The 18,073-nt window shown below is 60.9% G+C and carries 16 protein-coding genes; 3 read left to right on the top strand and 13 right to left on the bottom strand.

The features are described from left to right. Positions 1-199: 199 nt before the first annotated feature. From HMPREF2919_RS07740 to sdhC, 5 genes are all read right to left on the bottom strand, one after another. Positions 200-1,450, bottom strand: a complete 1,251-nt coding sequence (locus HMPREF2919_RS07740; RefSeq protein ID WP_049346821.1) for an amidohydrolase — start codon at positions 1,448-1,450, stop codon at positions 200-202. A gap of 242 nt (positions 1,451-1,692) precedes the next feature. After that, positions 1,693-2,481: a succinate dehydrogenase iron-sulfur subunit gene (locus HMPREF2919_RS07735; protein ID WP_005506828.1), complete on the bottom strand. Its 789-nt coding sequence runs from the start codon at positions 2,479-2,481 to the stop codon at positions 1,693-1,695. A 1-nt stretch (position 2,482) separates the two neighbouring features. Next, positions 2,483-4,246 carry a succinate dehydrogenase flavoprotein subunit gene (gene sdhA, locus HMPREF2919_RS07730; protein ID WP_049350037.1) on the bottom strand — a complete coding sequence of 588 codons (1,764 nt, stop codon included), beginning with the start codon at positions 4,244-4,246 and terminating at the stop codon, positions 2,483-2,485. 51 nt (positions 4,247-4,297) lie between these two features. After that, positions 4,298-4,783, bottom strand: coding sequence for a succinate dehydrogenase hydrophobic membrane anchor subunit (locus tag HMPREF2919_RS07725; protein ID WP_049327899.1), 486 nt, complete (start codon positions 4,781-4,783; stop codon positions 4,298-4,300). 3 nt (positions 4,784-4,786) lie between these two features. Next, the gene (gene sdhC, locus HMPREF2919_RS07720) at positions 4,787-5,245 is read right to left on the bottom strand and encodes a succinate dehydrogenase, cytochrome b556 subunit (protein WP_005506819.1); all 459 of its coding nucleotides are present in this window, start codon (positions 5,243-5,245) and stop codon (positions 4,787-4,789) included. Positions 5,246-5,591: 346 nt separating this feature from the next. Between sdhC and HMPREF2919_RS07715 the strand changes: the two genes are divergently transcribed. Both HMPREF2919_RS07715 and HMPREF2919_RS07710 read left to right on the top strand, forming a co-directional pair. Continuing rightward, positions 5,592-6,701, top strand: coding sequence for a mannose-1-phosphate guanylyltransferase (locus HMPREF2919_RS07715; RefSeq protein WP_049356077.1), 1,110 nt, complete (start codon positions 5,592-5,594; stop codon positions 6,699-6,701). 279 nt (positions 6,702-6,980) lie between these two features. Beyond that, positions 6,981-8,375 carry a hypothetical protein gene (locus HMPREF2919_RS07710; protein ID WP_049352137.1) on the top strand — a complete coding sequence of 465 codons (1,395 nt, stop codon included), beginning with the start codon at positions 6,981-6,983 and terminating at the stop codon, positions 8,373-8,375. A 104-nt stretch (positions 8,376-8,479) separates the two neighbouring features. Here the strand turns inward: HMPREF2919_RS07710 and HMPREF2919_RS07705 are convergent, their stop codons facing one another. The 3 genes from HMPREF2919_RS07705 to HMPREF2919_RS07695 form a co-directional block, all read right to left on the bottom strand. Then, complete coding sequence (locus tag HMPREF2919_RS07705; RefSeq protein ID WP_012904086.1) at positions 8,480-9,058, bottom strand: 2'-5' RNA ligase family protein; 579 nt, start codon at positions 9,056-9,058, stop codon at positions 8,480-8,482. A gap of 51 nt (positions 9,059-9,109) precedes the next feature. Further along, positions 9,110-10,174, bottom strand: a complete 1,065-nt coding sequence (gene trpS, locus HMPREF2919_RS07700) for a tryptophan--tRNA ligase (protein ID WP_049350033.1) — start codon at positions 10,172-10,174, stop codon at positions 9,110-9,112. 86 nt (positions 10,175-10,260) lie between these two features. Continuing rightward, the gene (locus HMPREF2919_RS07695) at positions 10,261-11,136 is read right to left on the bottom strand and encodes an exodeoxyribonuclease III (RefSeq protein WP_005506814.1); all 876 of its coding nucleotides are present in this window, start codon (positions 11,134-11,136) and stop codon (positions 10,261-10,263) included. An 80-nt stretch (positions 11,137-11,216) separates the two neighbouring features. Between HMPREF2919_RS07695 and HMPREF2919_RS07690 the strand changes: the two genes are divergently transcribed. After that, positions 11,217-12,050 carry a GntR family transcriptional regulator gene (locus tag HMPREF2919_RS07690; RefSeq protein ID WP_049352140.1) on the top strand — a complete coding sequence of 278 codons (834 nt, stop codon included), beginning with the start codon at positions 11,217-11,219 and terminating at the stop codon, positions 12,048-12,050. A 104-nt stretch (positions 12,051-12,154) separates the two neighbouring features. Here HMPREF2919_RS07690 and HMPREF2919_RS07685 read toward each other — a convergent pair whose 3' ends face one another. The 5 genes from HMPREF2919_RS07685 to purN form a co-directional block, all read right to left on the bottom strand. Next, positions 12,155-13,033, bottom strand: coding sequence for a bifunctional methylenetetrahydrofolate dehydrogenase/methenyltetrahydrofolate cyclohydrolase (locus HMPREF2919_RS07685; RefSeq protein ID WP_005508973.1), 879 nt, complete (start codon positions 13,031-13,033; stop codon positions 12,155-12,157). Positions 13,034-13,239: 206 nt separating this feature from the next. Then, on the bottom strand, positions 13,240-14,514 hold the full coding sequence (gene glyA, locus HMPREF2919_RS07680; protein ID WP_049352142.1) for a serine hydroxymethyltransferase: 1,275 nt from the start codon (positions 14,512-14,514) through the stop codon (positions 13,240-13,242). Between the two features lie 291 nt (positions 14,515-14,805). After that, positions 14,806-15,387: a TetR/AcrR family transcriptional regulator gene (locus HMPREF2919_RS07675; RefSeq protein ID WP_049341495.1), complete on the bottom strand. Its 582-nt coding sequence runs from the start codon at positions 15,385-15,387 to the stop codon at positions 14,806-14,808. Positions 15,388-15,655: 268 nt separating this feature from the next. Continuing rightward, positions 15,656-17,266 carry a bifunctional phosphoribosylaminoimidazolecarboxamide formyltransferase/IMP cyclohydrolase gene (gene purH, locus HMPREF2919_RS07670; RefSeq protein ID WP_049352144.1) on the bottom strand — a complete coding sequence of 537 codons (1,611 nt, stop codon included), beginning with the start codon at positions 17,264-17,266 and terminating at the stop codon, positions 15,656-15,658. Between the two features lie 210 nt (positions 17,267-17,476). Next, positions 17,477-18,058 (bottom strand): phosphoribosylglycinamide formyltransferase, encoded by a 582-nt coding sequence (gene purN / locus HMPREF2919_RS07665; RefSeq protein WP_049352241.1) that lies wholly within the window; start codon positions 18,056-18,058, stop codon positions 17,477-17,479. Positions 18,059-18,073: the final 15 nt, after the last annotated feature.

Below are 18,073 nucleotides of genomic sequence, written 5' to 3'. Positions count from 1 at the left end.
AACCCCCGCAGGTGTGTGGGCACGGAGTCGGGAACATGACGCAGATGTCCTCATAATCCTTTTAATTCTATCGTGTGCATAGAGTTTCACCCCGCTACTCGGTGAGAGGTGACGGGGTGAAACTTGTACAGCTTTCAAGGCTTGATGTGGCGAAATAGTCGCGTCTTTACGCCTGACTCATAAGCTTTCGAGTGGCTCTTTAGCGCGCCTCATCGCGGATGGGGTTCGCAGCCTTCGCAGCCTTCGCCAGTTCAAAGCGGACGGCGCGCAGGGCAGTTGCCGCCATGACGCGCACACCAATGCCGATTGCCTGCTCGCTCGGGGCGTAATCGCCCTGATGCAGATCATAGGTGGGGTCGCCGGGGGCACGGGTACCCAGGCGGAACATGGAACCGGGAACTTCCTGCAGCATCCACGCGAAGTCTTCGCCACCCATGGACTGCTCGACCAGCACGATGGAGTCCTCGCCCAGCTCGGCGCGGGCTGCGTTCTCGAGCATGGTGGTTTCCAGATCGGTGTTCACGACCGGGGGTACGCCGCGGATGTGCTCCACCCGCGCCTTCACGCCGAAGGGTACAGCGACCTGCTCGATCACTTCGTCCAGCAGGTTGCCTGCCTGGCGCCAAACCTCAACGTCCAGGCAACGCATGGTACCCGCCAGGTAGCCCTCGGCGGGAATAGCGTTGGGGGCAACGCCAGCACTGACCTGACCCCATGCCACCAGCACACCCGAACGAACGTCGGTGCGGCGGGTTAGCACGGCGGGAACCTGCACAGCAATCTGGCTCATCGCATAGATGAGGTCCTCAGTCAGATGCGGGCGAGAAGTGTGGCCGCCGTGACCGCTCAGATGAATTTTCACGGTATCCGAGGCGCTGGTAATCGCACCGATGCGGGTACCGATCTGGCCCAGGTCCACCTTCGGGTCACAGTGCAGAGCGAAAGCACGCGGAATATCCTTGAGTAGACCCTGCGAAATCATCTGCACCGCACCGCCGGGCAACTGCTCCTCAGCGGGCTGGAAGAGAATACGGACGCTACGGCCCAGCGGGGTCTTCTCGTTCAGCTCGTGCAGTGCCAGCGCCACACCGAGCATGACGGTCTGGTGAATATCGTGACCGCAGGCGTGCATCACGCCGGGCACGGTAGAAGCATAGGGCAGGTCGGTCTGCTCAACAATGGGCAGAGCGTCAATATCGGCGCGCAGAGCCACAGCGAAGGGGCCGCTCCCGATATCTACGTAGCAGCCGGTACCTTCGCAAGCAACGGGGTTCATGCCGGCTTCTCGCAGTCGATTCATGAGGCGCTCAGTGGTCGCCACTTCACGGAAGGAAAGCTCCGGGTTGGCGTGCACTTCGCGGCGGAACTGCACGAGGGTACCCATCATGCGCTCCACCCAGTCGTCGAAGACAGGGGTGGACAAATCGTAGCGAGAATTAGCGAAAACCATACACAGTAGAATAACGCCGCCCGCCGGGGTTTACCTACCCGCTCCCCCTTTCTGACAGCCCTCGAGAATATCTATGACTTTATGACAGATTGTGAAGAGTTTTTGTGCACGCCGAAGCCCCTGAAAATGCTCTGTGCCATCATTTCCATCAGACTTTTTCTGTCAAACAATTCAAGCCGCCACCCGGTGTGGGTGACGGCTTGAATCGTCAATGCTGTATCAGCTGATACCGCGTACTCAGATTAGAGCGAGCGGCTCAGGATTGCCTGCTTCACCTCGGCAATAGCCTTGGTGATCTGGATGCCACGGGGGCAAGCCTCGGTGCAGTTGAAGGTGGTACGGCAACGCCATACGCCTTCCTTGTCGTTGAGGATCTCCAGACGCAGGTCGCCTGCATCATCGCGCGAGTCGAAGATGAAGCGGTGTGCGTTCACGATAGCGGAGGGGCCGAAGTACTGACCGTCGGTCCAGAAGACCGGGCAGGACGAGGTACATGCTGCACAGAGGATGCACTTGGTGGTGTCATCGAAACGTGCACGGTCCTCAATGGTCTGCAGGCGCTCACGCTCAGGCTCGTTCGAGTCGTTGATGAAGAACGGCATGATTTCGCGGTATGCCTGGAAGAAGGGCTCCATGTCAACGATGAGGTCCTTCTCGCAGGGCAGACCCTTGATGGGCTCAACGGTAATCGGCTTGGACAGGTCAAGGTCCTTCAGCAGGGTCTTGCAAGCCAGGCGGTTACGGCCGTTGATGCGCATCGCGTCCGAACCGCAGATGCCGTGTGCACAGGAGCGGCGGAAGGAGACGGAGCCGTCTACTTCCCACTTAATCTTGTGCAGAGCATCCAGCACGCGGTCGGTGCGGTACATGGTCAGCGGGAATTCATCCCAGTACGCCTCGGAGGAAACTTCCGGGTTGTAGCGACGAATCTTGATGACCACATCGTACGTGGGGATGGAGTCGGAGTCGCCGCCGGTCATACCCTCAAACAGCTTGACGGATTCCGGTTCGGGGAGTTCGTTTTCAGCCATTTTAGTACTTACGCTCCTTCGGCTCGTAGCGGGTGTAGACAACGGGCTTGGTTTCGAATCGCAGGCCCTTGACACCCTCAAACTCGGATTCGGGGTCGAGGTAGACCATCGAGTGCTTCATGAAGTTGACATCGTCACGCTTGGGGAAGTCCTCGCGGTAGTGACCACCACGGGATTCCTTACGGTGCAGCGCGCCAACGGACATGACCTTTGCCAGCTCAATCAGGAAGCCAAGCTCAACAGCCTCAAGCAGGTCGAGGTTGAAGCGCTTGCCCTTGTCCTGGATGGAGATGTTCTTGTAACGCTCTTCCAATTCAGCGATGGTTGCCAGTGCTGCGCGGATGGTCTCGTCGGTACGGAACACCTGCATGTCAGCTTCCATAGCCTTCTGCAGGTCTGCGCGGATAGCGCCGACCTTCTCGGTGCCCTTGCCTTCGAGGATGCCGTTGAGCATGTTGAGAACGCGATCTGCTGCGTCGTCCGGAACCGGTACGAACTCAGCGGATGCTGCGTACTCTGCTGCCTTGCGGCCTGCACGCTTACCGAACACGTTGATGTCCAGCAGGGAGTTGGTGCCCAGACGGTTTGCACCGTGGACGGACACACAAGCAACCTCACCAGCTGCGTAGAGGCCGGGGATGGTCTCTTCGCTGTTGCGGTAAACCTCGGTCTCGTTGTTGGTGGGGATACCGCCCATTGCGTAGTGCGCGGTGGGGAACACCGGGATGGGCTGGTGGTGCGGTTCCACTGCCAGGTAGGTACGAGCGAACTCGGTGATGTCCGGCAGCTTCTCGTCGATGTGCGAGGGCTCCAGGTGGGTCAGGTCCAGCAGCACGTAGTCCTTGTGGGGACCGCAGCCGCGGCCTTCGCGCACCTCGTTTGCCATTGCACGTGCCACGATATCGCGGGGTGCGAGGTCCTTAATGGTGGGTGCGTAGCGCTCCATGAAGCGCTCACCGTCAGCGTTACGGAGAATACCGCCTTCACCACGAGCACCCTCGGTGACGAGAATGCCCAGGCCAGCCAGGCCGGTCGGGTGGAACTGAACGAATTCCATGTCCTCCAGGGGCAGGCCTGCACGCAGTGCGATGGCCATGCCGTCGCCGGTGAGGGTGTGGGCGTTGGAGGTGGTCTTGAAGATCTTGCCGCAACCGCCGGATGCGAAGATCACGGACTTAGCCTGGAAAACGTGGACCTCACCGGTTGCCAGGTCGTAGGAGACGACACCGGCGGGGCGGGGCTTGCCCTCTTCGTCCTTGACCAGAATCAGGTCGAGCACGTAGAACTCGTTGTAGAACTCCACATTGTGGCGAACGCAGTTCTGGTAGAGGGTCTGCAGAATCATGTGGCCGGTACGGTCAGCTGCGTAGCATGCGCGGCGCACAGCAGCCTTACCGTGGTCACGGGTGTGACCGCCGAAGCGGCGCTGGTCGATGCGGCCTTCGGGGGTTCGGTTGAAGGGAAGACCCATCTTTTCCAGGTCGAGCACAGCGTCAATAGCTTCCTTAGCCATGATTTCTGCTGCGTCCTGGTCGACCAGGTAGTCGCCACCCTTGACGGTGTCAAAGGTGTGCCACTCCCAGTTGTCCTCTTCAACGTTAGCCAGAGCGGCGCACATGCCACCCTGTGCCGCACCGGTGTGGGAGCGGGTGGGGTATAGCTTGGTCAGTACCGCGGTGCGAACTCGCTGGCCGGCCTCAATGGCGGCACGCATACCTGCGCCACCGGCACCGACGATCACTACATCGTACTTATGTACCTGCATGATGTTCTTTCTGTGTTTTAGATGTTTTCGTTTGTCTCGGATACGTCGCCGTTAGCGTGCCGAGCAGAAGCTGGGGAGCAGTTCAGCCGCTGCGCCGGAGGGGCAGGGGTCGAACGCGAAGATGGTGAGGGTACCAATGAGCAGGACGAATGCGCATGCTGCGAAGAGGATGATCTTCAACCAAGCGCGCAGGCGGTCCTTCTCTGCGTAGTCATCGATGATGACGCGGATACCGTTAGCACCGTGCAGCATAGCCAGCCAGAGCAGCAGCAGATCCCAAACCTGCCAGAAGGGGTTCGCCCACTTGCCGCCCACGAAGCCGAAGTCGATGGCGTGGATGCCGTCGCCGACCATGAGGTTGGAGAACAGGTGGCCGAAAATCAGCACGACGAGTACGACGCCGGACAGGCGCATACCGAGCCAAGCGAACATCTCAAAGTTGTTGCGCTTGGAGGAGGAGCGGTTGTACTTCACACCGTCGATGCGGTTGTCACGCAGACGGGGTACATAGGTGCGGGGCTTAAGCGGAGTAGCCATAGTTTAGTGACCTCCCATGTGCGAGAAAACGATCGGCAGGTGACGTGCTGCGAAGCCAGCAACGGTGATTGCCCAGAGGAAAAGCACAACCCAGAGAATCTTGATGTGCGTGTAAGTTGCCTTCTGGCTGATTTCGACGTTGCCGTCCTTGTTCTTCGCCTGGATGTGCTCCACGTGTGAGTTGGTTGCCTTACCCCAGAAGTCAATGAGGATAATGCGGATACCGTTGAACGCGTGGTAGACGATGGCGGCGACAAGCGCGGTCTCACCCAGACCCATGATGGGGTTCTTGTACAGGCTCAGTACGCCGTTGTAGGCCTCCGGGGAGATACGCACGACGGCAGTATCCAGGATGTGTACAAGAAGGAAGAAGAAAATCGCGATACCGGTAATGCGATGAGCAACCCAGGACCACATGCCCCAGCGGCCGCGGTAGAGGGTTCCTTTAGAACCATTCAACACTGAATAACCTCCTGCTGCGACGGCGAGCTTCCGGGTTCTGAGGGGTCATTGTGACCCTCAGCTTCCGGGCACAGCTGTGTGCTCACCGACTGCTTTTGTTCGTCTGTTACTTCCAAGATATCAGGTAAATTCACAGCTTATTGACACCCTGTTTAGGGAATTTTTACAGGTTCTAAAAGTGAATTAGGGCATGTTTTTATTACCATATCGCCTACTTCCCCGTGTTTGTGGGGAACTTACCTTAACCTAACCTCAAACATCGCCTAAATGAGAGCCGCCTGACACTTTTTTGTTAAAACCTAAAAGAATTCGATATATGACAAATTCACCCGCTATTCTTGAAGCGATGAATACTGCACTCACTCGATTCCGCCCGCTCATTCCCGCCGGCGGTGTTGGCTCGCGTTTGTGGCCCCTATCCCGCGCGCACGCCCCGAAATTCCTACTCGACCTCACCTCGTCGGGCAATTCCCTGTTGCGTGACACCTACGACCGTCTCATCGATCTCAGCAACGGTTCCGTCATGGTAGTTACCGGCACTTCGCACGCCAATGCGGTTACCCAGCAGATTCCTGAACTGCGTGCCGCTGACCTGGTACTGGAGCCCTCCCCCAAGGATTCGGCTGCAGCTATCGGCCTGGCTTGCGCTATCATCCACCGCCGCGAACCGGACGCCATCATCGGCTCCTTCGCAGCTGACCACGTGATCAGCCCGGTGGACGAGTTCCACCGTGTGGTGACCGAAGCTGTCATCACCGCGGCAACCGGCAAGATTGTCACCATCGGCATTACTCCCACCGAGCCCTCCAGCGCGTTTGGCTACATTCACGCCAGCGAGTCCCTGGGCATCGAAGGCGCTCCCAATGCTCACGCCGTGGACACCTTCGTGGAAAAGCCGGACACCGCTACCGCACAGAAGTACCTGGATTCCGGTGAGTACACCTGGAACGCAGGCATGTTCGTGGCGCCGGCAGCCCTGATGCTCAAGCACCTCGAGGCGAACGAGCCCGAGCTATACGCAGGCATTATGGAGATCGCTAATGCTTGGGACACCCCCGAGCGTGAGGCTGTTATGGACCGCGTGTGGGAGACCCTGCCGAAGACCGCTATCGACTACGCTGTGGCTGAGCCCGCAGCGGCAGCGGGTGACGTCGCAATGGTTCCCGGCTCCTTCAGCTGGGACGACGTTGGAGACTTCGACGCCGTGGCACGCCTGAACACCGAGAAGAGCGGCGAAGAGCTGACTATCCTCGGCGAGAAGGATAACGTGATTAACCACGGTTGCTCCGGCATCGTTGTTGCAAACACCGAGCGTAAGATCTCTATCATTGGCCTCGACGACATCGTTGTGGTGGATACCCCCGATGCTCTGCTGGTCGCTCCGCGCTCCAAGGCACAGGCCGTCAAGGATGCTGTGGGCGAGGTCAAGGCACGAGGCCTGAACAACCTCCTCTAAATTCTGGCCCTGAGCAGGTACATGAGCCTTACTCGAGCAAAAGATACCTCTAGAAATCGGCTCTCTTCTTTTCGGAAGGGAGCCGGTTTTCTTTTGCCCTAATGGGTCATTTTGCGGGCGGTTTCAGGGCTTTTGCCTAGTGGGGCGCGGAAGGATGCTCCCTGCGGCTGGGCGGGGTTCGGAATGCCTTACGCACCCGGCGTGGGTTGCGCTTCCAGACTCTGATACGAGCCAAGGATCAACCACTATAGAGAACCATTCTCATGTTAATCTTGGTGCATGCACATGACCCGTAAGTTTTTCCTCACCCGTGCCGGCGCACTCGGCGCAGTAGCCGCACTCGCCCTGACCGCATGCGGCTCCCAGACCACCCAGAACGCCCAGACCAGCCCCAGCGCCTCCACCTCCGCGAGCGCTACCCCCGCATCCATCACCGAAGGCAAGGGCGCGGCAAGCCGCGTTGCCATCACCTACGACGGCGGCGTGCTCGTTTACGACGCCAAGGACATGAAGCTGCTCGCAGACATCCCCAAGGAAGGCTTCCTGCGCCTCTCTGACGCTGGCGATAACCGCCACCTCGTCGTTGCAGACGGCAACAGCTACACCTTCCTGGACACCGGCGTATGGTCCGTAGCGCACGGCGACCACTCGCACTACTACACCACTTCCCCGTCGCTGTCTTCGCTGTCTCTGGCGGCTGACCACACCGGTCACGTCATCAAGGACAACGGCAAGGTCGCGGCATTCGCTGACGGCACCGGCTCCTTCGCCGTGTACGATCCGGCGAAGCTGACCCATGACAAGCGCACCGCCTCCTCCCTGGAGACCACGACCGTCACCCTGCCGAAGCCTCACCACGGCTTCGCAATCCCGCTGCCCAATGACCAGTACCTGGTAGCGGTCGGCGACTCGAAGACCCGCACCGGCGCCGCTGTTGTGGATGCGCAGGGCAAGACCGTCACCGAGAGCCCCGCCTGCCCCGGCGTTCACGGTGAAGCCATCGCTAAGGACGGCGCGTTCTCCATCGGCTGCACCGACGGCGCGCTGGTCTACAAGGACGGCAAGTTCACCAAGATCACCAACCCCGAGGACCCGTACTCGCGTTCCGGCAACCAGGCCGGTAAGGCTGACTCCCAGTACGTTCTGGCGGACTACAAGACCGACAAGGACGCCAAGCTGGAGCGCCCCGAGAAGTTCTCCATTATCGACACCGTTGCGGCAACTCGCACCGTCTACTCCCTGCCTTCTGGCGTGAGCTACACCTTCCGTTCGCTGGCTCGCGGTCCCCAGGGTGAGGCGCTGCTGCTGACCACCGACGGTAAGCTGCGCGTCTTCGATCCGGCAACCGGCACTGAGCTGGGATCCGTACAGCTAATGGAGGCGTGGACCGAGTCTGAGACGTGGCAGGATGAGCGTCCGGCACTGTGGGTGGACGGTAAGACCGCCTACGTGACCGACCCGGCGACCAAGAAGCTCATTGCGGTATCTCTGTCGAACCCGGCAGCGCCGAAGGAGCTGATGAGCGTGGAGCTTCCGAAGACCCCGAACGAGATTCTGGGTGTCTCTTCCTCGAACGCTGCACCGGTTGAGGCTGAGGCACACGGCGCTGCTTCCTCCTCGGCTTCCGCTGATGCGCACGAGTCTGGCGAGGCTCACGAGGGCCACTCCCACTAGGGATCTCACGCTGAGATAAACCTAGTGAAAGCATAAAGAGAGATGCGACCGATAACCTATCGGTCGCATCTCTCTTTACGTATGCCGGGTTTATGCGCCAGCCACTAACGCAGCGGCAGAACCCCAATCTCTTCCCAGTTCTGCCCGTCGTAGGAGTAGCAGTGCAGGTGATCCACGGTGAAGGTGCGTTGCTCGGCGGGCAGAGCATCAAACACCTCACGGGCGTTCGCCACCTGCTCTTCCGTGAGCCCGTGACCCAGGGTCACGTGCGGCACATAGGGGAAGGATGCCGCACCGGCACCGAATAGCTCAACCAGCTTCTGGTGAATCTGCTCGAACTCGGCCCTACCCGCCTCCAGGTTCAGGTACTCCACCTCGGTGACCGGGCGGAAGGAGTGTACCGAACCCCAGCGCGCCTCAAAACGCGGCGTGTCCAGCGCCTCGCGGAACTGCGGGGAGTGCACCTCAGCCATTAGAGACTCGTTCAGCTCCGTCAGGTACACGGTCACGTGGGTGCTGATAGGCGCCACCGCACCACCGGCTACCGCGCGCTTCCACTCTTCCAGGCGCTGAACATTCTCACCGCTCACGTGCGCAATAACGCTCAGGTAGCGGCGACCGGGTTTCAGGGTCGGGGATACAGGAGCCGTCGTGGGGCTCGAAGAGTTCTCTTGTGCTGTCATCTCAATCGTGCAGGTAATGCGGCGTCTCAGCCGGGCAGGCTGAACAGCGCGCTAGATTGCGGCGGCAGGCAGGAAGCCAACCTTCTTGTACACGTTCTCAATGGTGACGGTAGCGATCTCGCGGGCAGCGGATGCGCCCACAGCCAGCAGGCGGTCCAGCTCGGCGGGGTCGTCCATCAGCTCGAGGGTACGCTCACGCACCGGGGTGAGGCGCTCCACCACAATATCGGCAAGGTCGACCTTCAGGTGGCCGTACATCTTGCCCTCGTAGCGTGCCACGATCTCGTCGATGCTCTCGCCGGTCATTGCCGAGTAGATGGAGAGCAGGTTGGAGACGCCGGGCTTAGCCTCGCGGTCGTAGGCGATGAGGGAGCCGTCATCGGTCACGGCGGACTTAATCTTCTTCTGGGTTGTCTTGGGGGTGTCCAGAAGCTTAATCAGGCCCTTATCGGATGCCGCGGACTTGGACATCTTCGAGGTCGGGTCCTGCAGGTCGTAAATCTTAGCGGTTTCCTTCAGAATCACCGGATCGGGCACCACAAAGGTCTCACCGAAACGGGAGTTGAAGCGCTGAGCCAGGTTACGGGTCAGCTCCAGGTGCTGACGCTGATCCTCGCCCACGGGCACGCCGTCCACCTGGTAGAGCAGGATGTCGGCGGCCATCAGAATCGGGTAGGTGAACAGGCCCACGGAGGCGTTCTCGGCGCCCTGCTTCTGGGACTTGTCCTTGAACTGGGTCATACGGGAGGCCTCGCCGAAGCCGGTGAAGCAGTTCAGAACCCACGCCAGCTGGGCGTGCTCGGGCACGTGCGACTGCACGAACAGCGGGGTGCGGGTCGGGTCAATGCCGGAGGCGATATACTGCGCCGCGGTCAGGCGGGTACGCTCACGCAGCTCCTCGGGGTTCTGAGGAACGGTGATGGCGTGCATATCCGGGATAAAGAACAGACATTCGTTATTCGGGTCGTCCTGCAACGCCACCCAGTTGTTCACAGCACCAATGTAGTTACCCAGGTGCATCGAATCAGCCGACGGCTGCGCACCCGAGTAGATACGTGCCTTCTGCTGAGAGGCGTTAGGGATGAGGGACTTATCCTGCTTCTTTTCGTCTGCCATAGTTATTTCCTGTGCAGTTCTTCCTGTGCGGTGCTGCGGACGGTGCAGCACATCTTCAAAAACTTATCTGTAGGTGGGTCCGCGTCTTACTCACCGATGCGGTAGTCAACCACGAGCGGCGCGTGATCGCTGAAACGCTCGTCGTAGCTTGCCGCGCGGTCCACGACCGCTTCCACGGCGCTTTCGGCGAGCGCCGGGGTCGCCATGTGGTAGTCGATACGCCAGCCTGCGTCATTATCGAACGCCTTGCCGCGGTAAGACCACCAGGTGTAGGGGCCGGGCACCTGACCCGCCAGCTCACGAGCCACATCGCGGTAGCCGATATCGCCGAAGAAGCGGTCAAAGTAGGCGCGTTCCTCCGGCAGGAAGCCGGCACGCTTCTGGTTAGCCTTCCAGTTCTTAATGTCCAGCTCGGTGTGGCCCACGTTCAAATCGCCCACGATGAGCACGTGGTCCGAGTGCTTTGCCAGCTCAGGCATGCGCACCAGCATGCGCTCCAGGAAGCGGTACTTATCGTCCTGCTTCTGGGTACCGACCTCGCCGGAGTGAACGTAGGCGCTGACAACGGTCAGGGTCTTACCGTTGGGCAGAACGTAGTCCGCCTCAACCCAGCGGCCCGAATCGTCAAAGTACTCTTCGCCAATATTCGAGCGGGTCGCCACCGGCTGGTTCTCCAGAACTTCACCGGCCGAGTTCGGGGTGCGGCGGGTCGCCACCAGCACGCCCGCACGGCCCTTCGCGGCAGCCTCCGCGTGCAGAATATGCCACTGGGATTCGTCCAGCAGCTCACGCACGATAGCGTCGGGGGCGCGCACCTCCTGCAGGCAGAGAATGTCGATGTCACGGCTCGCCAACCACGCCGCCATATCCTTCTTATAGGCGGCGCGGATACCGTTCACATTCACGCTCGCCACGCGAAGCAGACCGCTCGGGCGCGGTGCAGGGGTGTTAGAAAAATGCATAGTCTTAATTATGCCAGTTTGAGGGAAGAGAAATTTTCACTCGTGCGCGTTTTTTCTCTGGCTGAACGGTAAACTATTGGGTGATGAATTCACACTCCTCACATACCACCGACCACGGTGCCCCCTCACATTCTGCGGGCACCACCGCATCCGAAAGTACCGCTCACAACGCTGAGAGCCGCTACGAGCTACCCCCGATTCCCGGCCCGAAGTACGAGCAGGTCATCCACTACATTGAGCAGCGCTACATTATTCCCGGCAAGCCCGGCGATAAGCTACCCACCGAACGCATGATTCAGCAGAACTTTGGGGTGAGCCGCCAGACGGTTCGTAGCGCCCTGAAGGTTCTGATTGAACGCGGTCTGCTCTACAACGTGCAGGGTTCCGGCACCTACGTTGCCGAGCGCACCGACGCCACCTACATTCCGCGCGTGGACACCTTCGTTGACGATATGCGCCGCCGCGGTTTTGAGGGCTCCACCCGCATGATTGCGACCCGCTGGGTGGACGCCACCGAAGAGATCTCCACCCACCTATCCGTGCCGGTGGGCGAGCAGGTGCTGTTCGTGCGTCGTCTGCGTCTTGCCAACCACGAAGTCATTGGCTTTGAGCGTTCCTACTTTGTCAAGGCCGCCGCAAGCAGCATCCTGGACGCCATGATGGCGGAGATGTCTGGTGCAATGAGCTCGCTAGACCAGCTTGCCGACACCCCCAACGCCATTAAGCACGCCCGCGTACGCACCAGTGCGGCGCTCTTCACCGACGCCGACGCCGAGGCGTTCAACCACCAGGTTCCCGTGGGCGAGGCGGCGTTCAAGGTCTGCGCGACCGGCTACACCGAAGAAGGTAGCCCCGTAGAGTACGCAGAGACCCTGTACCTCGCTGATGCCTACTTCTACGAGATGATTCTCTAGCATCTGCCTTTTCTTGTGATGACAGTGTGAAGGGCGGTGCCCCGGTAGATTGTTCTACCGGGGCACCGCCCTTTTGAGTTATTAGCTCTGAAATGTTGCGAGCCTTACGCCGCCTGACGCTCCGCGGTCTCAACCACATTCACCAGCAGCTCCGCGCGGGTCATCGGGCCCACACCGCCGGGGTTCGGGGAAACCCAGGACGCCTTCTGCGCAGCCTCCGGGGAGACATCGCCGAAGAGCTTCTTCTTGCCGGTCTCCGGGTCCTCAGCGCGGGAAACACCAACGTCCAGCAGGATTGCGCCGTCCTTGACCTGGTGAGCCTTCAGCACGTGCGGAACACCCACAGCGGCAACAATGACGTCAGCTTCGCGCAGCACCTCGTCCAGGTTCTCGGTACCGGTGTGCGCCAGGGTTGCGGTTGCGTTCACCTCGCGGCGGGTCAGCAGCAGACCCAGCGGGCGACCCACGGTAATGCCGCGGCCGAGCACCACAACGTTCTTACCGTTCCAGTCGATGCCGTGGCGCTTGACCAGCTCAATGACACCGTTGGGGGTGCAGGGCAGCGGGGAGTCCAGCGGCTCAGAAACGTTCAGCACGAGCTTGCCGAGGTTGGTCGGGTGCAGGCCGTCAGCGTCCTTCTCGGGGGCGATGCGCTCCAGCACGCGGTTGGTGTCCAGGTGCTTGGGCAGGGGCAGCTGCACAATGTAGCTGGTGCACGCCGGGTCGTTGTTCAGCTTGTCAATCTCTGCGTCGAGCTCTTCCTGAGTGATGTCACCGGGCAGGTCCACACGGATGGAGTTAATACCGATCTCTGCGCAGTCGCGGTGCTTAGCGCCCACGTACGAGCGGGATGCGGGGTCGTCACCGACCAGCACGGTACCCAGGCCGGGGGTAATACCCTTAGCCTTGAGCGCCTCGACGCGCTCCTTCAGCTCTTCCTTGATGGCTGCGGCGGTTGCGTTACCGTCTAGAATCTGGGGCATTGTTTTTCCTTCCATAGATTGCGGCGGGTTCGCCGAAACGGACGGTCTGTGTGTTGGGTTCTAGGGTGTGCCCCTAGAGGTACCACTCCCCCGCTACGTCCCTCAACGAATGTGGCGGGTAGAGCAGCAAAAAGTAAGAGGGCGAAATAACCCCGCCCGCTCAGCACCCACGAAGGGATGTTGAGCGAACGGGGTCATTCATGGGTCTACCAGTTCTCGCTGCCCTGGTAGAGGGGGTACTTGGCGCACAGTGCCTCAACGCGGGCACGCAGCGCAGCGATGTCCGGGTTCGGCAGCAGTACGGAAGCGATAATGTCGGCAACCTCGGTGAAGCCCTCGGCGTCGAAGCCGCGGGTCGCCAGCGCGGGGGTACCGATACGCAGGCCGGAGGTCACCATCGGCGGGCGGGGGTCGTTCGGCACAGCGTTACGGTTGACAGTAATACCGGCATCGTGCAGCAGGTCTTCTGCTTCCTTGCCGTTGAGGGCGTGGTTGCGCAGGTCAACAAGCACCAGGTGAACGTCAGTACCGCCGGATGCGATGGAAACGCCGGCGTCCTTCACATCCTGCTGCAGCAGGCGGTTCGCCAGGATCTGTGCGCCCTCAACGGTGCGCTTCTGGCGGTCCTTGAACGCGTCAGATGCGGCGACCTTGAACGCGGTAGCCTTCGCGGCAATCACGTGCATGAGCGGGCCACCCTGCTGGCCGGGGAACACTGCGGAGTCAATCTTCTTCTTCAGCTCCTCGGTGCAGAGGATGAAGCCGGAGCGGGGACCGCCCAGAGTCTTGTGTACGGTGGAGGAGACCACGTGTGCGTGCGGGACGGGGTTCGGGTGCAGACCTGCAGCCACCAGGCCCGCGAAGTGGGCCATGTCCACCCACAGGTACGCGCCGATTTCGTCAGCGATCGCGCGGAACGCAGCGAAGTCCAACTGACGGGGGTACGCGGACCAGCCGGCGATAATCAGCTTGGGGCGCTCAGCCAGCGCCAGTTCACGCACCTGCTCCATGTCAACGCGACCGGACTCGTCCACACCGTACGCCACGACGTGGTACAGCTTGCCGGAGACGTTCAGCTTCATGCCGTGAGTCAGGTGGCCACCGTGTGCCAGGGACAGACCCATGATGGTGTCGCCGGGGTTCAGCAGTGCATGCATGACGGCGTTGTTCGCCTGCGCGCCGGAGTGGGGCTGAACGTTTGCGTGCTCAGCGCCGAAGAGTTCCTTCACGCGGGAAATAGCGAGGGACTCAACGATGTCAACGAATTCGCAACCGCCGTAGTAGCGGCGGCCGGGGTAACCCTCAGCGTACTTGTTGGTCAGCACCGAGCCCTGGCTTTCGAGGACGGCACGGGGGACGAAGTTCTCGGATGCAATCATCTCGAGGGTGTTCTGCTGGCGCTTGCGCTCCAGCTCAATGGCTTCTGCAACCTCGGGGTCGAGGTCGGCGAGGGGCATCTCGAGGATCTTCTGCTCGGACATTACGCTCCTGGGAGTGTTTTTGCGTTATCTTCGGTCGCTCATCATCGGGGTTTCCGCGGCGTATGCCGGGCGTTCTTCAGGAGGCGGCGGGCGCCTCCAACTGAAAACCCCGAATGAAAAAAATATGAGCTACACCTCATAATACCGTAAAGCCCGCTTTCCTTCGAGAAGGAAAACGGGCTTTACCAAGCATCACGATGAAGTTTTCACGGTGTCTGCGCGAGTCCGGCGCGGGGCGCACAACACACCCCGGCGGGCTTATTGGCGGCAGTTTACGCAGGTCTGTGCGCCCTACGCCTGACGCAGAATAGCGGAAGCGTACTCCAGGTACGCCTCGCGAGCGCTCTCCTTCTTACCGCCAGCGACCAGCTGGGTCTGCACCACGTAACCGGTCAGCACCGACAGCACCGCGGCACCGATAACGGTCAGCCACTCTTCAAGCTCCTCTTCGGTGAAGTCCAGCTCAGCGGCTCCCCAGGCACGGTAGCGCTCCAGGGACTGATCGCGCAGGTAGCTCAGCTGTTCAGACACCACGGTCGCCAGCTGCGGCATTGCCACAGCCTCGCCCCAGGTGACGAGCAGGTGACGGCGAATCTTGGGGGTGTCCAGCACCTTCAGGCACCCGAACACGTAGTCCCAGGGCTGTTCGGCGCGGATACGGTCGAAAGGCGCCATGTCCATGCGGGCTGCCGCCAGGATAATCTCATCCTTGGAGGAGAAGTGGTTATAAATCGCTCCAGCAGACAGGCCGGTGGCCGCAATAATCTCGCTCATCGAAGCCTTCTGATAACCCTGCTTGATGAAGCATTCGCGGGCGGTCTCTACAATCTGAGAACGCCTGTTCTTTTTGTATTCTTCGCTGACTTTAGGCACACCCTAATCCTAGCGAACTTTTAGCCAATCCGTGCGCATCCTGGTCGCTGTTGACGCGCCCTCATGCGCAAATCCGGCGCAAAATAGAGCAAAAATTCTATAAATACGACTGCCCACAATACGGATGCTCCACCGCAGATGTTCCAACACGAATGTCCCAGGTGGAGAGTATGAAAAAGCGGGGCATCCCAGGCTCACCAGAAGGTTCACCCTAGAATGCCCCGCTCACAGCGGGCAGCTCAGCGCAGGCTGAGCCCGCTACACATTTTTAGTGGAAGAAGTGGCGGGTACCGGTCAGGTACATGGTCACGCCAGCAGCCTTAGCCGCCTCGATAACTTCCTCGTCGCGGATCGAACCGCCCGGGTGCACGACGGCACGCACGCCGGCGTCCAGCAGCACCTGCAGGCCGTCAGCGAAGGGGAAGAACGCGTCGGATGCGGCAACCGCACCGCGGGCACGCTCGTTACCTTCACCGCCGAGAGTGTTCGCGCGCTCCACCGAAAGCTTGCAGGAATCCACGCGGTTCACCTGGCCCATGCCGATGCCCACGGCGGCACCGTTATCGGCAAGCAGAATAGCGTTGGACTTGGGCGAACGCAGTGCACGCCACGCGAACTCGAGGTCACGCAGGGTTGCCTCGTCAGCCGGCTCACCGGCAACCAGGGTCCAGTTCTTCGGGTCGTCACCCTCAGCCTGTAGGCGGTCAGCCTCCTGGAAGAGTGCGCCACCGGAAATGGGGCGGTACTCGATAGCCTCGCGGGCAAAGTTCTCGGGCAGAACCAGCAGGCGCAGGTTCTTCTTCTCACGCAGGATCTCCAGCGCCTCGGGCTCGAAGCCGGGAGCCACGATCACCTCGGTGAAGATGCCCTTGACGGTCTGAGCCATAGCGGCGGTCACCGGGCGGTTAGCGGCAATCACGCCGCCGTACGCGGACAGCGGGTCGCAAGCGTGCGCCTTCGCGTGAGCGTCCGCAATCGGGTCAGCCGCACCGGGGGTTGCCACAGCAATACCGCAGGGGTTGTTGTGCTTGATAACGGCAACAGCCGGCTCGTCGAAGTCGTAAGCGGCACGCAGAGCGGCATCAGCATCAACGTAGTTGTTGTAGCTCATCGCCTTACCGTGCACCTGCTCCGCCTGAGCAATGCCGGGGGCAGCGGCGGGGTCAACGTACAGGGCGGCACGCTGGTGCGGGTTCTCGCCGTAACGCAGGGTCTCGCTGCGCTCGAAGCCCAGGCCAGCGTACGGGGGCCAGAAGTTAGCGTCCTCATCCTGCAGGAACTGGGATGCAGTCCAGGTGGCCACAGCGGTGTCGTATGCGGCGGTGTGGGCGAATGCGCCAGCGGCAAGGCGGCGGCGCTCATCCAGGGAGAAGCCACCGTTCTTAGCGGCCTCAACGGTGCGCGCGTAGTCGGCGGGGTCTACCACAATTGCGACGGCGTCGTGGTTCTTCGCGGCAGCGCGAACCATGGAGGGGCCACCAATGTCGATCTTCTCGATGATGGCGTCCTGATCGGCACCGGATGAAACGGTCTCAACGAAGGGGTACAGGTTCACAACCACCAGGTCGAACGCCTCAACGTCCAGCTCTTCGAGGGTGTCGATGTGCTCCTGCTTGCGGCGGTCAGCCAGAATACCGGCGTGGATGCGCGGGTGCAGGGTCTTCACGCGGCCTTCGAGGCACTCGGGGAAACCGGTCACTTCGGTGACCTCGGTGACGGGTACGCCTGCTGCCGCGATGGTTGATGCGGTGGAGCCGGTGGAGACCAGCGCGACGCCAGCCTCGTGCAGGCCGCGGGCGAACTCCTCCAGACCGGTCTTGTCGTAGACGGAAATGAGGGCGCGGCGCAGGGGCACGCGATCGAGCTCAATGAGAGACACAAATACTCCGATGCTTTAGACGTGCACGCCGGTTCTCGGCGGCACAGCTGGTGGATGGACGTAGCCTGCCCGGATAGACAGGATATGTGTGGGGTATTCCCCGCCGCTGTGCACCTTCCCCTCAGGGGTACTCGGGTGCCACAACGGAACGTGTGTGGGCGGCGGGGTGTGAGCTCGGCTCATTCCGCCGCAAAAATCTAGTGGGCGGAATTAGCTGTCGGATGCAGCGCCGTCAGATGCAGTGCCGTGAGATTCAGCCAGGGATGCGATGGTCTGCACGAGCAGGCGGCGCTCCTGCACCTTAATGCGTTCGTGCAGGGTTTCTTCGGTGTCGTCATCCAGAACGGGCACTGCCGCCTGGGCGAGGATGGGGCCGGTGTCAACGCCCGCATCCACAAAGTGGACGGTCAGGCCGGTAATCTTCACACCGTGCGCTAGGGCGTCACGCACGCCGTGCGCACCCGGGAAGGAGGGCAGCAGGGCGGGGTGGGTGTTAATAATGCGGTTTTTGAAACGCTCGACCAGCTGCGCGTCAACAATGCGCATGAAGCCGGCGAACACAATGTAATCGGGGTTGTAGGAAGCGATCTTTTCTTCCAGCGCGCGGTTCCAAGAGGGGCGGTCGGCGTAGTCGCCGGGCTGCACCAGGAAGGTGGGTACGCCCGCCGCCTGGGCACGTTCAATGCCCAGACAGGGCTTGTCGGCGCCCACTGCCGCAATGTCGAGGGGAAGCTCGCCCGCTGCTACAGCGTCGAGGATGGACTGAAGATTCGTTCCGGAGCCGGATACCATAACCACAATTCGCAC

This window comes from Rothia sp. HMSC068E02, assembly GCF_001813565.1.
GTDB lineage: Bacteria > Actinomycetota > Actinomycetes > Actinomycetales > Micrococcaceae > Rothia.
The sequence above is the reverse complement of the archived record's forward strand: the minus strand, read 5'-3'. Positions and strand labels throughout refer to the sequence as shown.

Coding starts and splice junctions, on each gene's coding strand:
- HMPREF2919_RS07740 (WP_049346821.1), bottom strand. CDS start 1,450: ATGGTTTTCGCTAATTCTCGCTACGATTTGTCCACCCCTGTCTTCGAC.
- HMPREF2919_RS07735 (WP_005506828.1), bottom strand. CDS start 2,481: ATGGCTGAAAACGAACTCCCCGAACCGGAATCCGTCAAGCTGTTTGAG.
- sdhA (WP_049350037.1), bottom strand. CDS start 4,246: ATGCAGGTACATAAGTACGATGTAGTGATCGTCGGTGCCGGTGGCGCA.
- HMPREF2919_RS07725 (WP_049327899.1), bottom strand. CDS start 4,783: ATGGCTACTCCGCTTAAGCCCCGCACCTATGTACCCCGTCTGCGTGAC.
- HMPREF2919_RS07715 (WP_049356077.1), top strand. CDS start 5,592: ATGAATACTGCACTCACTCGATTCCGCCCGCTCATTCCCGCCGGCGGT.
- HMPREF2919_RS07710 (WP_049352137.1), top strand. CDS start 6,981: ATGCACATGACCCGTAAGTTTTTCCTCACCCGTGCCGGCGCACTCGGC.
- HMPREF2919_RS07705 (WP_012904086.1), bottom strand. CDS start 9,058: ATGACAGCACAAGAGAACTCTTCGAGCCCCACGACGGCTCCTGTATCC.
- trpS (WP_049350033.1), bottom strand. CDS start 10,174: ATGGCAGACGAAAAGAAGCAGGATAAGTCCCTCATCCCTAACGCCTCT.
- HMPREF2919_RS07695 (WP_005506814.1), bottom strand. CDS start 11,136: ATGCATTTTTCTAACACCCCTGCACCGCGCCCGAGCGGTCTGCTTCGC.
- HMPREF2919_RS07685 (WP_005508973.1), bottom strand. CDS start 13,033: ATGCCCCAGATTCTAGACGGTAACGCAACCGCCGCAGCCATCAAGGAA.
- glyA (WP_049352142.1), bottom strand. CDS start 14,514: ATGTCCGAGCAGAAGATCCTCGAGATGCCCCTCGCCGACCTCGACCCC.
- purN (WP_049352241.1), bottom strand. CDS start 18,058: ATGGTATCCGGCTCCGGAACGAATCTTCAGTCCATCCTCGACGCTGTA.